We start from the raw sequence: 12526 nt of genomic DNA on the forward strand, positions 1-12526 counted from the left end.
GGGGAACCGAGTTTCCCCGAGAATGAGGCCCATGAGCGAACCGAAGGTGATCGACGATCTGCTGGCCCTCGCCCCGATCGAGGCGGGAAAGCTGGGACACCACACGGTGCTCGACGCCGAGGGCGTGCGGGTCATCGTGCTCGCGTTCGAGCAGGGGCACGTGCTCAAGGAACACCGCGCACCCCGTGCGCTCCTGCTGCAGGCGCTCGACGGCCATCTCCGGCTCACCGCCGCCGGGGAGACCGTCGACCTGCGGCCGGGCGGGCTGGTGCACCTTCCGCCGTCGATGCCGCACGCGGTGGAAGCGGTGGCGGATTCGAGGCTGTCGCTGACGCTGCTGGGCGGGTGAAGCCCCCGCCTTCCGGTGGTCGACCGGAGGGGAGCCGCCGTGCCAAGATGACGCGCCTGAACGAGAAGGGGGCTCGGCAGTGGTGCTTGAGCAGGATGTGAACACGGCGGGACGGGTCCGGCGGGTGGCGCTCGCCAGCGCGATCGGGACGACGATCGAGTGGTACGACTACTTCGCCTACAGCACGGCGACCGCCTTGGTGTTCAACAAGCTTTTCTTTCCGTCGCTTTCTCCGTCGTCCGGCACGCTCGCCGCGTTCGCGACGCTCGGCGTCGGGTTCGTCGCGCGGCCGCTGGGCGGGATCGTCTGGGGCCACTTCGGCGACCGCGTGGGGCGCAAGGCGATGCTGGTCGCCTCGCTGGTGCTGATGGGGCTCGCGACCGCGGGCGTCGGGGCGTTGCCGACGTATCACCAGGCGGGCGTGATCGCGCCGATCCTGCTCGTCGTTCTCCGCGTGCTGCAAGGGATTTCGGCCGGCGGCGAGTGGGGCGGCGCGGCGCTGATGGCGGTCGAACACGCTCCGGAAGGCAAACGCGGCCGGTACGGATCCTTCTCGCAGATCGGCGTCCCGGCCGGGCTGATTCTGGCGCAGCTGGTGTTTTTCCTGGTCGACAACTCGCTCTCGCCGGAGGCGTTCCGGTCGTGGGGCTGGCGGATCCCGTTCCTGGTCAGCCTCGTGCTGGTGGCGGTCGGGCTGGTGATCCGGCTGCGCGTGGAAGAAAGCCCGGTGTTCGCGAAGCTGCGCAGCGCCGGCGAGCGGAGCAAGCTGCCGATCGTGGAGGTGCTGTGCGCGCGGCCGAAGCAGGTGCTCGCTGCGGCGGTCAGCTTCATCGCGAACACCGCGCTCGGCTACATCTTCTTCGCGTATCTGCTGTCGTACGGCACTTCGGTGCTGAAGCTGTCCAGCACGACGATGCTGGTCGTGGTGATCGTCGGCAGCGTGGTGTGGCTGGTGAGCATCGTCGCGGCGGCGATCTGGTCCGACTCGGTCGGACGGAAACCGGTCTATTTGGCGGGTTCCGTGCTGCTGGTGGTCTGGTCGATCCCGTTCTTCCTGCTCGTGGACACCGCGCAGCCGTGGCTGCTGATCGTCGCGGTGGTGGTGCTGAACATCGGCCTCGGCGCGACATACGGCCCGCAGTCGGCGCTGTTCTCGGAGCTGTTCGAATCCCGGTTCCGCTACAGCGGATCGTCGTTCGCGTACGCCGTCGGCGCGGTGCTGGGCGGCGGGTTCGCCCCGCTGATCGCGGCCGCGCTGCAGCGTTCGACCGGGACTTCGTTGTCCGTCTCGCTCTACATGGTGGGCGTCGGCGTGCTCAGTCTCCTTGCCGTGCTGGCGTTCCCGCGCAAGCCGCTCGTGGCGGTCACAGGAGAGTGAGCGGCACGGCGTCGGCCATTCGCTGGTATCCGGCGTCGTTGGGGTGGAGGTGATCGCCGGAGTCGTAGGCGGGGAGCATGGCGAGCGGGTCGGCGGGGTCCCGGATGGCGGCGTCGAAGTCGACGACGCCGTCGTAGATTCCGCTGGTGCGGATGAAGGTGTTCACCGCCTGGCGGGTCTTCTCCAGGGTCGGGTCGTAGATTTTCCAGCCCTTGAACGGCGTGAGCGTGCCGCCGATGACGCGGATGCCCTGGGCCTTGGCTTGCGCGACGACCTGCCGCAGTGCGGAAACGATCATCGCCGGATCGGTCTGGTGCGGGTTCTGCTGGATGTCGTTGATGCCTTCGAGCACGATCAGCGTACGGACGTCGCCGCTGGTCAGGACGTCGTCGGCGAGTCGGGCGAGTGCGTTGCGGCCTGCGGTGCCGCCGTCGAGCAGCAGCCGGTTTCCGCTGATCCCGGCGTTGAGCACGCCGAGTTGTCCGTGCAGCCGGTCGCTCAGCCGGTCCGGCCAGCGGCGGTTCGCGCCGGGCGTGGAGTGCGCGCCGTCGGTGATCGAATCGCCGAGCGTCACTACGGTGCCGCGTGCCGGTCCGCGGACGTCGACTTCGCTCACGTAGTGCCACACCGCGGTTTGCTCGGTGAACGACGCGCCGGATTCCTCGCCCGCGAAATCGCCGGCGCGGGTGAAGAACGACGTCTGCTGGGCGAGCGGATGGTAGGTGACCGGGCCGGACGGCGTGGGCACGTAGGTGGTCACCAGCAGATCGGCGTCGGCCGGGACGCGCAGCCACGCCGGGTCGCTGAGCACCTCGGCTCCGGGCGGAACGACCACTGTGGACTGTCCGCCGAACGTCAGCGTGCGCATCGTTCCGCCGGCGGCGCGCGGGCCATCGGCGGCGACGGCGAGCGTCACGTGGCCGAAGGTGAGCGGCGCGGTGCCGAAGGTGTTGGAAAGCCTTACCCTGGCCTGATTTCCGCCCGCGCTGGTGTGCACGACGTTGCGGATCGAGTAGTTCGGATACCCCTGCGGCGTGTTCGCCACCGCGGCCGCGGGCGACGCCGCCCACGTGCCGACCCAGCCGTGCGCGGCCAGGTCGCCCTCGGCACTGCCGGACGCGGTCACCGCGCCCAGCGTGAGCACGGCGGCCGTGCTCAGAGTCAGGATCCGTTTCATGGAGACACTGTGCGCGCGCCCGGGCAGCACGGCATCCGCGGTCCCAGCCATCGGGTCGACAAAAAACCGGACAGGTTTTGCCGCCGGACGGGGGATACGACGGTGGTGTGCGGAGCTCGCGGGGGTGACCATGGAGTGATGACAGACGCACAGTGGGTATCGCTATCCGGAAGCCTGCGTCCCGCGCTCTCCGAGGCCGAGGTGCTCGGCCCGCTCGACGCGGACGCCACCGTCACCGCGACCGTCGTGCTGCGGCGGCGCGCCGATCTGGACGTCGCCGCGCTGAGCGAGCCGCTCGCTCCCGCGGACTTCGCCGAACGCTACGGGGCCACCGCCGACGACCTCGACCTGGTGCGCACCGTTCTCACCGACGCCGGCCTCACCGTCACCGACGCGCACGCCGGCTCGCGCCGCGTGTCGGTCCGCGGCCCGGCCCGCGCGATGACGGCCGCGTTCAAAACCGAACTGAACCGCGTCCGCCACGGCGAGTCCGGCGAATTCGCCGCGCGCAGCGGGGAACTGGAAGTCCCCGCCGCCCTCGGGGACGTCGTGGTCGCCGTGCTCGGCCTGGACGAGCGGCCGCAGGCGCGCGCACAGTTCCGGCTGCACAAGCAGGCCGCCGCGAAGGGGTACACGCCGGACCAGGTCGGGCAGCTCTACGGGTTCCCGGCCGACGCCGACGGCACCGGGCAGACCGTCGCGGTGATCGAACTCGGCGGCGGGTACAAACCGGACGACCTCAAGAAGTACTTCGCCGGCTTGAAGATCACCGAACCGAAAATCACCGCGGCCGGGGTCGACGGCGGCAAGAACGCGCCGACCGGCGACCCGAATTCGGCCGACGGGGAAGTGCTGCTGGACATCGAGGTCATCGGCGCGCTCGCGCCGGGAGCCGCGCAGGTCGTGTACTTCGCGCCGAACACCGACCAGGGCTTCCTCGACGCGGTGAGCACCGCGGTGCACGCGACGCCGACCCCGGTCGCGGTCAGCATCAGCTGGGGCCAGTCCGAGGACCAGTGGACGCCGCAGGCCCGCACCGCGATGGACCAGGCGTTCGCCGACGCCGCCGCGCTCGGCGTGACGGTGTGCTGCGCGTCCGGCGACAACGGCAGCGCCGACGGGCAGACCGACGGGGCGCAGCACGTCGATTTCCCGGCGTCGAGCCCGCACGCGCTCGCCTGCGGCGGCACCAAGCTCGACGGCACCCCACCGTCCACAGTGAACTCCGAAACGGTCTGGAACACCGCCGGCGGCGGGGCGACCGGCGGCGGCGTGAGCGACGCGTTCCCGGTGCCGGACTACCAGAAGGCCGCGGGCGTGCCCACGCGCGCGGGCGACGGGAAACCCGGCCGCGGCGTCCCGGACGTGGCGGGCAACGCGGATCCCTCGACGGGGTACCAGGTTCTCGTCGACGGACAGCAGATCGTGGTCGGCGGCACGAGCGCGGTTTCGCCGTTGTGGTCGGCGTTGCTGGCGAGGCTGGCGCAGGTGTCCGGGCGCGGATTCGGGCTGGTGCACAGCAAGCTGTACGCCGGGGTCGGCGCGGGCAAGGCGCAGCCGGGGTTCCGCGACATCACCGAAGGCGGCAACGGCGCGTACTCGGCCGCCGCCGGATGGGACGCGTGCACCGGGCTCGGGGTGCCCGACGGTGCGGCGCTGCACCAGGTTCTCGGCGGCAAGAAGTCCTGAGTGGACAGTCAGGAGCCGAATTCCTTCCGGATCCTCGGAAGGACCTCGGCGCCGAGCAGTTCGATCGCTTTCATGACCTTGCGGTGCGGCACGCCGGACCAGTCCATCTGCATGGCGTAGCGGTCGGCCCCGGTGAGTTTCCCGACGGTGATCAGCCGGTCGGCGACCTCGTCGGGGCTGCCGACGAACAGCGCGCTGGCGTCCCGCGTGTACTCGTCGTACTCCGCGCGGGTCGGGATCTGCCAGCCGCGGGCCCGCGCGCCGTACTTCATCGTTTCCAGCCAGTACGGGTAGAAACTCTCCTTGGCGTCCTGCGAATTCTCCGCGACGAGGCCGATCGCGCTCATCGTGACGTGCAGGTCGCCAGGGGAGTGCCCGCCCGCTTCGCCCGCCCGGCGGTAGAGGTCCACGAGCGGCGCGAACCGCTCCGGCTCGCCGCCGATCACCGCGTACACCACGGGCAGGCCGAGCAGCCCGGCGCGCACCGACGACTCCGGATGCCCGCCGGTGCCGACCGAGATCCGCAGCCGCCGTCCGTACGGGCGCGGGTAGACGTGCGCGTCGGCGAGCGGCGGGCGGAACCGGCCGGACCAGGTGATCGGGTCCTCGCGGTCGAGCCGCAGCAACAGGGCCAGCTTCTCTTCGAACAGTTCGTCGTACTCGGCGAGATCGGCTCCGAACAGCGGGAACGACTCGGTGAACGAACCCCGCCCGGCGAGCAGTTCCGCACGGCCGCGGCTGAGCTGGTCCAGCGTCGTGAACTGCTGGTACACGCGCACCGGGTCCTCGGTGGACAGCACGGTGACCGCGCTGGAGAGCGTGATGCGCTCGGTGACGCTCGCCGCGGCGGCCAGCACGGTCGCCGGATTCGAGATCGCGAACTGCTCCAGGTGGTGCTCGCCGAGGCCGTAGAAGCCGAGGCCGAGCTCGTCGGCCAGCCGGATCCGCTCCAGCGTTTCGGCGAGCCGCTGCGCGACCGGGACCTGCTCGCCGGTCACCGGGTCGGCGGGCCGGTCGCCGAAACTGTAGATGCCGAGTTCCATCGCTTCACTTCCTCGTCGTCGCCCGCGACGATACCGGTTGTTGACACGTCATCGGTGCAACCTTCCGGCCCGCTCGCCCGTAGAACTAGAGCGGAGCGAACGGCGGGAGCGGACGGATGCGCGGGAAGATCGTCGCGATGGTGCTGGCCGGGACGGCAGCGGTCGCGGCAGGCTGCGGGGCGCAGGCGGAACCGGAGGCGCGGGCGGCCGGGCAGCCGCTGGCGCCGTCGCCGGAACTGCCCGTGCCCCGGGTGACGCACGCCCCGCCGCGCCCGCCGTGTTCAGTCGAGACCGGCGCGTGCGCCAGCCTCTCGCTGCGGCGGGCGTGGCTGCTGGAGAACGGCGCGGTGGTGCGCTCGGTCCCGATGGAGCCGGGCGCACCGGGCCAGCCGACTCCGACCGGGACGTTCAGGGCGGCGTGGAAGGACCGCGTGCACCGCAGCGACGAGTACGGCGACGACATGCCGAACTCGGTCTTCTTCGCCGCGGGCGGCATCGCCTTCCACGCCGGGCCGCTCGACCGGCCGTCGCACGGCTGCCTCCACCTGACCGAAGAGGATTCGGCGCTGTTCTTCGACCGGCTGCCGCTGGGGGCCGAGGTGGAAGTGCGGAGTTGACGGACGGCTCAGCCGGGCTGGCCGATGTTGACCATCCAGGAGATCCCGAACCGGTCGGTGCAGGCGCCGAATTCGTCGCCCCACATCTGCTTCTCCAGCGGAACTGTCACCGTCCCGCCGTCGGACAGCTTTTCCCAGCAGCCGCGCAGCAGGTCGCCGTCGTCGCCGCTGAGGCTGATCGAGATGTTCGTGCCCGGGTTGTGCTCCATGCCGGGCGGGACGTCGGAGGCCATGAGCGTGAACCCGTTGCCGCCCTCCAGCATCGCGTGCATGATGTTGTCCGCGTTGCCGGCTTCCGCGGGTGCGCCGGCCTCCCCGTAGGTGTTCAGCGCGAGGTCGCCGCCGAACACGCCGTGGTAGTACTCCATCGCCTCGCGCGCGTTGCCGGCGAAGCTGATGTACGGGTTGAGTTTCGCAGCCATCAGGCCCTCCTCAGGTACTGGACGGACTCGAATCGTCGCAGCTGCGAAGGAGAGCGACAACGGGATCAAGCCCGGTCGGGCGACCCCCGTCGCGGGCTTTCTCAGGGGTCGCCGGTGAGCTTGTCGCGCAGCTGTTCGAGGGTTTGCGACAGCAGCCGGGACACGTGCATCTGGGAGATCCCGACCTGCTCGGCGATCTGCGTCTGGGTGAGGCCGCCGAAAAACCGCATCACCAGGATCGCGCGCTCCCGCTTGGGCAGTTCGCGCAGCAGCGGCTGCAGGGCCTCGTGGTTCTCGATGTGCTCGATCTCCGGGTCGTCGCTGCCGAGCGTGTCGGCGAGCAGCAGCGGCTCGGCGTCGTCGTGCACCGGCTTGTCCACGGACAACGTCTGGTACGCGTGGCCCGCGACGAGGCCTTCGTGGACCTCGGACAGTTCGAGGCCGAGGTGCTCGGCGAGCTCGGTGGGCGTCGGCGCGCGGCCGAGCGTCTGCGACAGGGCGGCCGAACCGCGGCTGAGCGCGAGGTGCAGTTCCTTGAGCCGCCGCGGCACGCGCACCGACCAGCCGGTGTCGCGGAAGTACCGGCGGATCTCGCCCATGATCGTCGGCACGGCGAAGGACAGGAAGTCCGGGCCGCGGTCCGGGGTGAACCGGTCGATCGCGTTGATCAACCCGATCCGGGCGACCTGGACCAGGTCCTCGCGGGGTTCGCCGCGCCCGGTGAACCGGGTGGCGATGTGCTCGGCGACCGGCAGGAACTCGGTGACGAGCTGTTCGCGCAGCCGCGGCCGCCGCCCGTCGTCGGCGGGCAGTGCGGCGAGCTCCTCGAACAGCGGCGCGGTGTGCGCGTATTCGTCGCGGTGGCGGGTGACCGGCTGCTGGTTCACCCGCTTCCCTCCCGGTGCAGATCGAGGTCGAGGGTGAGCGCGTAGCCGCCTTCGGCGGGGTCCGGCACGCACCGCGCCGACACGTTCGCGGCCAGGGTGGTCAGCACGTGCCAGCCGAAACTTCGCTCGCTCGGCGGGTCGGCGTGCTGCGTGCGGGTCCGGACGCCGAACCGGATCCCGTCGGGCGAAACGGTGAACTGGCAGGTCATCGCGGCCCCGGGGGCGGCGGTCGAAACAACCTGGGCACACGCCTCGTCGACGGCCATCTTGGCGTCGGCGATCGCGTCGAGCCCGTAATCGGCCCGCGCGGCGACAGCCTGCGCGAGCATGCGGACAAGCGGGATCTGGTACGTCTCCGCCGGAAGCCGAAGCTCGATCACCTCGTCGAGCAAACGGTCCACGGCTGGCATGCCGCCGCTGGCGCGGCTGCCGGGGCCCTCGTCGTTCATGGCTCCCGCATACCCAGGCGCGACGCGATCGACACGTGCGGCCGGGCACCCGAATTGTGCGCAGGGGCACGTTTGCGGCCTCGCTCTCCTGGTTCGCGGGGTCCGCCCGGCTGCTGTGGCGCGTGAATCTCCGGTGAGGCGTCCGGCGATTTCGCGTGACAAACCGCCGGGCGTTGGGTAGTCAGCAGGGAGAACCTTTTCGGAAGCGGGGTGACCCCCATGGTGCAGGTGCGGGTGCAGGGGCTGGCCGTGGTGGCGCAGGAGTCGGCGCCGGTCGTGCTGCTGCGCGAGGAATCCGGCTCGCGCCGGTGGCTCGCCATCACCATCGGCGCGCCGGAAGCGCAGGAACTGGCCGCCGCGCAGGAACAGGTCGTGTCGGCGCGGCCGGGGACGGTCGAGCTGATCATCGAGGTGCTGGCGGCGCTGGGCCAGCGCGTCGAGCGGATCGAGATCACCCAGCTGCTGGACAGCATCTTCCACGCGGACCTCGTCCTGACCGGCGGCGTGCGAGTCTCGGCCCGCCCGAGCGACGCGCTCGCGATCGGGCTGCGGACGCATGCCCCGCTGGAGGTCGCGGAGGCGGTCCTGGACGAGGCGGCGGTCGACGTGACGGTGGCGGCGGGGGACGAGGCGTCTCTCGGCTCCGCGCTCGAGGCGGCGGGCGATCTGGAGGAACCGGCTGAGGCCACTGAGGACGAGATCCGCCGGTTCCGGGATTTGCTGGACGACGTGAGTCCGGAGGACTTTCGGGATCCGGACGCCTGAGGCTTCGCGGGTCCCGCGCGGCACGTCGTCGGTCGTGAGGGGAACCCTGAGGGAATCTGATTCCCTCAGGGTTCCCCTCACGACCGGTGCCGGTGCGGCTGCGGCAGGATCGCCGAGGCGGGATGAGTTCCGCTTCAGCGCCGGGCCGCGGCCCCCGTCGGACGGATGTGCTCAGGCTGGTGCCTCCGGCGCGGCGCTCGGCGGGTTCTCAGTGTCCTCAGCGGACAGTCAAGCCTTCTCCGCGGGCCGGGGCAGCGGGATCTCGGTGAGCCCTTCGGCGGTGCCGGGGCGGGTGCAGTCCAGCGGGAAGAGCGAGAGCAAGCGCCGGACCGTGGGCGCGGTGCCAGGGTCGACGTAGAAGTCGGTCTCCGCCCCTGCGGCAAGCAGTTTCAACCGGATCAGCACGCGAAGCCCGGCGACGCCGAGGAAGGTCGTGCGGCGCAGGTCGACGATCACCAGGCTGACCGTGCTGCGCAGCCTGGACTCGACAACCTCGGCCAGTCGCGGCGCGGTGGCCAGGTCGACTTCCCCGGCGACCTCGACGACGGCTGTTCCCGGGGCAGGATGGCGAACGCGCAGCCGGAGCATCCCCGTCGGGTCCGGCGACGGCAGTACGGGCAGTCGGGCACTGTGCGCGGCGGTCATCACGGCACTCTCTCTGAGCCGCGCACAGGGCTGCGGCGGAATGCCGGACCGGCCGGGCACCGGGCATCCCGGCGCGCGGGACGAATCACGGTGGCTGGAGGCTCAACCACCCTCCACGGTAGCTCCCCTCCGCCGCACAGGGAAGCCGCCGAAGGGGGAGAGACGGCGAGCGGTCGCTCCCAGGGCCTGGCTGCCCGCTGGACGGTGGTTGAACGATCAGGCGACTGCGGAGGGAGGGTGCGGCGGTGCGCGTCGAAAACGGTGCGGACGAAGAACAATCCCGCCGGACGGGGGAGTTCTTGCTGACGGGCGGCGGAGATCCGTCGCGGCCGGAGGGCGGTAGCGGATGGGAGGGTGCAGACCGACTCGGCCAGGCCGGATCCTGTTGCCACAAAAGGAATCCCTTCGGTCAACCCCCCGGCTGACCTTCGATCCGAGGCGGTCCGGCATCCACCACGGTCAGCGAAAGCTCCAACGGATCGAAGTGGATCAGCGATTCCATCCACCACGTCATCCCCGCCTCGGCGAGCGCCGCCAGGTTCACCGTGTTCGGGTCATCCCATGCTGGGCTGGCGTTCCCGGACACCGCGACGTCGTAAGGGCGATCCGCCGGCCGGACCCGGGCTACCAGCTCTGCCAACGCCGAGGGCGAGGGCGGCTGCGGGCCAGGGTTCGGGAAGATCCCGTCGCTCGCGGCAGCGCGGCGCAGGACTCGCTCGTGCTGGGTGGTGCTCGCTGTCCACACCGGAATGCGATAGGGCTCCGGCTCGGTGGCGTCCAGGCGCACTTGATAATGCGGCCCGTCGTGTTCGACGGCTTTCCCGGCCCACATCGCGCGCACGATCTCCAACGCCTCGTCAGTCCGCGACGATAAAGCAGCGGGGGAGGACGGATCGCCGAAGCGGCTGAAGTCGCCTGTTTCGTCGGAGCCGATGCCTGCGCCGAGGATGAGCCGGCCGCGGGAGAGGCGCGCGACGGTGGCGGCCTCGCGCGCCAAAACCCACGGACGGCGGCGGCTCGGCGGCGTGACCATCGGGCCCAGCAGCACCCGGCTGGTCGCTTGGGCGATGGCGGCGAGCGTGGTCCAGGTGTCGGCGATCGGCGGCATCGCGGGCACCACGTGGTCCCACAGGAACACGCCGTCCCAGCCGGCGGTTTCGGCGCGGACTGCGAGGTCGACCACATCGGCCGGGTCGCCGAGCGGGCCGAACGGCGGCAGGTAGAGGCCGTAGCGAATGCGGTCTGGCATGGAGATCCCCCTCCGGATCGGTCGAACCCGACCGTACCGGGACGCACCGACAAAAAACGGGCCCGAGATCTTCTTCCGGCATCCGCCGTTCGGACGTTGCCCGCTCACCAGACCCTAGGTTACGGTGACCTATGTGTGGACCGACGTGCTCCTGCTCGCGAAACTCGCCGAGCGGCCGTGGCACGGGTACGAGCTGCGCAAGCAGGTCGAGGAATCCAGCGGTCGCGCGCTGTCGAACAACTCGCTCTACCCGGCGCTGCGCCGCTTCGCCGAAGCGGGCGCGGTGACCCGGACCGCGGAGCCGCAGGAGGGGCGGCCGCCGCGGCATGTTTACACGATCACTGACGTCGGGCGGGAGCTGCTGCACGATTTGCTCGCCGATCTGCCGCCGGAGCTGGCGGGCGATCCGGCCGAGTTTCTGGCGCGGCTGGCGGGATTCGGCAGGCTCGCCCCGGAGGAACGGCTGCGGGTGCTGGACGCCCGGGAAGCCGCCGTCGCGGCGCAGCGGGACCGGCTGGCGAAGCTCGGCGCGGGGCAGACCGACCCGTGGAGCAGGCTCGTGCTGGCCGAGGTCCAGCGCCGCGCGGAGAACGAACAGGACTGGCTCGCGTCGTTGCGCACGCGGGCGGGCTGACCGAGGAGGACCCCGAATGTCGACCCCCACCCAGCTGCCGTTCGCCAGGCCGAACGTCCTGGACATCGCGCCGCTGTACGAAGTCCTGCGCCGCGAAGGCCCGATCGTCCCGGTCACGACCCCGGCGGGCGACCCGGCCTGGCTCGTCACCGCGTACGAGCAAGCGCGGGAAGTGTTCGCGGACAACCGGTTCGGCCGTTCGCACCCGCATCCCGAGGACGCCTCAACGGTTTCCGACGCCGCGGTGCTGAACGGGCCGCAGGGCGATTTCGAGACCGAGCAGCAGGAGCACGCCCGGTTGCGCCGCCTGCTGGTCCCGGCGTTCTCGGCGAACCGGATGCGCCGCCTCGGCAGCCGGATCCAGGAACTCGCGGACCGGTGCCTCGACGGGATGGAAGCCGCGGGCTCGCCGGCGAATCTGCACGAGCATCTGTCGTTTCCCTTGCCGGTGCTGGTGATCTGCGAACTCCTCGGCGTCCCGTACTCCGACCGCGAGAAGTTCCGCGACCTCTCCGACCGCATCGGCGTCCTCGACAGCGGCGGCGACGCCGAGGCGGCGATGACCGAGTTCACCGCCTACATGTCCGGCCTCGCCGACGCGAAACGCGCGAACCCGGGCCAGGACGTGGTGTCGGACCTGGTCGCCGCGCAGGCCGACGACCCGACGTTCACCGACGACGACCTCGGCAGGCTCGCCGCCGGGCTGCTCTTCGCCGGCCACGAGACCACGTCGAACCGGATCGACCTCGGCGTGCTGTTCCTGCTCACCGACCTCGCCCGCCGCGACGCGCTGGCCGCCGACCCCGAAGCGCGCGTGCACGCCACCGTCGAGGAGATCCTGCGGATGTCCGCGCCGGGCGGGCTCGGGCTGCTCCGGTACGCGCACGAGGACGTGGAAATCGGCGGCGTCCGCATCCCGCGCGGCGACGCGGTGATGATCTCGACCGCCTCGGCCAACCGCGACCCGTCGGTGTTCGCGGACGCGCACGAGTTCGACGCGGACCGCAAACCCAACTCCCACATCGCTTTCGGCTACGGCGGCTACTTCTGCATCGGGGCCAGCCTCGCGCGCACGGAGCTGCGCGTGGTGTTCACGACGCTCTTCCGCCGGTTCCCGAATCTGCGGCTCGCGGTGCCTGCAGACGAGCTGGAAGTACGGGCGAACCGGTTGACGGGCGGCGTTTCTCAGGTGCCGGTGGTGTGGTGAGGGGCGCACGCCCAC

At 71.0% G+C, this 12526-nt stretch carries 14 protein-coding genes; 7 read left to right on the forward strand and 7 right to left on the reverse strand.

The window, feature by feature from the left end; all coding sequences use genetic code 11:
* The first annotated feature begins 31 nt into the window (after positions 1-31).
* A complete protein-coding gene (locus tag AB5I40_RS01360) occupies positions 32-349 on the forward strand; it encodes a cupin domain-containing protein (protein ID WP_370936571.1) in 318 nt (105 codons plus the stop codon).
* A 79-nt stretch (positions 350-428) separates the two neighbouring features.
* Positions 429-1727, forward strand: a complete 1299-nt coding sequence (locus AB5I40_RS01365; RefSeq protein WP_370936572.1) for an MFS transporter — start codon at positions 429-431, stop codon at positions 1725-1727.
* Here AB5I40_RS01365 and AB5I40_RS01370 read toward each other — a convergent pair.
* Positions 1714-2904, reverse strand: coding sequence for an SGNH/GDSL hydrolase family protein (locus tag AB5I40_RS01370; RefSeq protein WP_370936573.1), 1191 nt, complete (start codon positions 2902-2904; stop codon positions 1714-1716). The genes AB5I40_RS01365 and AB5I40_RS01370 overlap by 14 nt on opposite strands.
* Before the next feature lie 138 nt (positions 2905-3042).
* Between AB5I40_RS01370 and AB5I40_RS01375 the strand changes: the two genes are divergently transcribed.
* Entirely contained in the window at positions 3043-4593 is a 1551-nt protein-coding gene (locus AB5I40_RS01375) for a protease pro-enzyme activation domain-containing protein (protein WP_370936574.1), read from the forward strand.
* A gap of 8 nt (positions 4594-4601) precedes the next feature.
* Here AB5I40_RS01375 and AB5I40_RS01380 read toward each other — a convergent pair whose 3' ends face one another.
* Positions 4602-5636 carry an LLM class flavin-dependent oxidoreductase gene (locus tag AB5I40_RS01380; protein WP_370936575.1) on the reverse strand — a complete coding sequence of 345 codons (1035 nt, stop codon included), beginning with the start codon at positions 5634-5636 and terminating at the stop codon, positions 4602-4604.
* Between the two features lie 116 nt (positions 5637-5752).
* Between AB5I40_RS01380 and AB5I40_RS01385 the strand changes: the two genes are divergently transcribed.
* The gene (locus AB5I40_RS01385; RefSeq protein ID WP_370936576.1) at positions 5753-6253 is read left to right on the forward strand and encodes a L,D-transpeptidase family protein; all 501 of its coding nucleotides are present in this window, start codon (positions 5753-5755) and stop codon (positions 6251-6253) included.
* A gap of 8 nt (positions 6254-6261) precedes the next feature.
* Here AB5I40_RS01385 and AB5I40_RS01390 read toward each other — a convergent pair whose 3' ends face one another.
* The 3 genes from AB5I40_RS01390 to AB5I40_RS01400 form a co-directional block, all read right to left on the reverse strand.
* Complete coding sequence (locus tag AB5I40_RS01390; protein WP_370936577.1) at positions 6262-6675, reverse strand: VOC family protein; 414 nt, start codon at positions 6673-6675, stop codon at positions 6262-6264.
* A gap of 101 nt (positions 6676-6776) precedes the next feature.
* Positions 6777-7562 (reverse strand): SigB/SigF/SigG family RNA polymerase sigma factor, encoded by a 786-nt coding sequence (locus tag AB5I40_RS01395; protein ID WP_370936578.1) that lies wholly within the window; start codon positions 7560-7562, stop codon positions 6777-6779.
* The gene (locus tag AB5I40_RS01400) at positions 7559-8011 is read right to left on the reverse strand and encodes an ATP-binding protein (RefSeq protein WP_370936579.1); all 453 of its coding nucleotides are present in this window, start codon (positions 8009-8011) and stop codon (positions 7559-7561) included. Before AB5I40_RS01400 ends, AB5I40_RS01395 begins: the two co-directional genes overlap by 4 nt.
* A gap of 219 nt (positions 8012-8230) precedes the next feature.
* On the opposite strand from AB5I40_RS01400, the gene AB5I40_RS01405 reads away from it, so the two are divergent.
* Complete coding sequence (locus AB5I40_RS01405) at positions 8231-8776, forward strand: bifunctional nuclease family protein (protein WP_370936580.1); 546 nt, start codon at positions 8231-8233, stop codon at positions 8774-8776.
* Between the two features lie 228 nt (positions 8777-9004).
* On the opposite strand, the gene AB5I40_RS01410 is transcribed toward AB5I40_RS01405, so the two are convergent.
* Both AB5I40_RS01410 and AB5I40_RS01415 read right to left on the reverse strand, forming a co-directional pair.
* The gene (locus tag AB5I40_RS01410; protein WP_370936581.1) at positions 9005-9421 is read right to left on the reverse strand and encodes an STAS domain-containing protein; all 417 of its coding nucleotides are present in this window, start codon (positions 9419-9421) and stop codon (positions 9005-9007) included.
* A gap of 409 nt (positions 9422-9830) precedes the next feature.
* Positions 9831-10670, reverse strand: a complete 840-nt coding sequence (locus AB5I40_RS01415) for an LLM class flavin-dependent oxidoreductase (protein WP_370936582.1) — start codon at positions 10668-10670, stop codon at positions 9831-9833.
* 124 nt (positions 10671-10794) lie between these two features.
* On the opposite strand from AB5I40_RS01415, the gene AB5I40_RS01420 reads away from it, so the two are divergent.
* Positions 10795-11304 carry a PadR family transcriptional regulator gene (locus tag AB5I40_RS01420; protein WP_370936583.1) on the forward strand — a complete coding sequence of 170 codons (510 nt, stop codon included), beginning with the start codon at positions 10795-10797 and terminating at the stop codon, positions 11302-11304.
* Positions 11305-11320: 16 nt separating this feature from the next.
* The gene (locus AB5I40_RS01425; RefSeq protein WP_370936584.1) at positions 11321-12511 is read left to right on the forward strand and encodes a cytochrome P450; all 1191 of its coding nucleotides are present in this window, start codon (positions 11321-11323) and stop codon (positions 12509-12511) included.
* Positions 12512-12526 lie beyond the last annotated feature (15 nt).

This window comes from Amycolatopsis sp. cg13 (genome assembly GCF_041346965.1).
Classification (GTDB): domain Bacteria; phylum Actinomycetota; class Actinomycetes; order Mycobacteriales; family Pseudonocardiaceae; genus Amycolatopsis.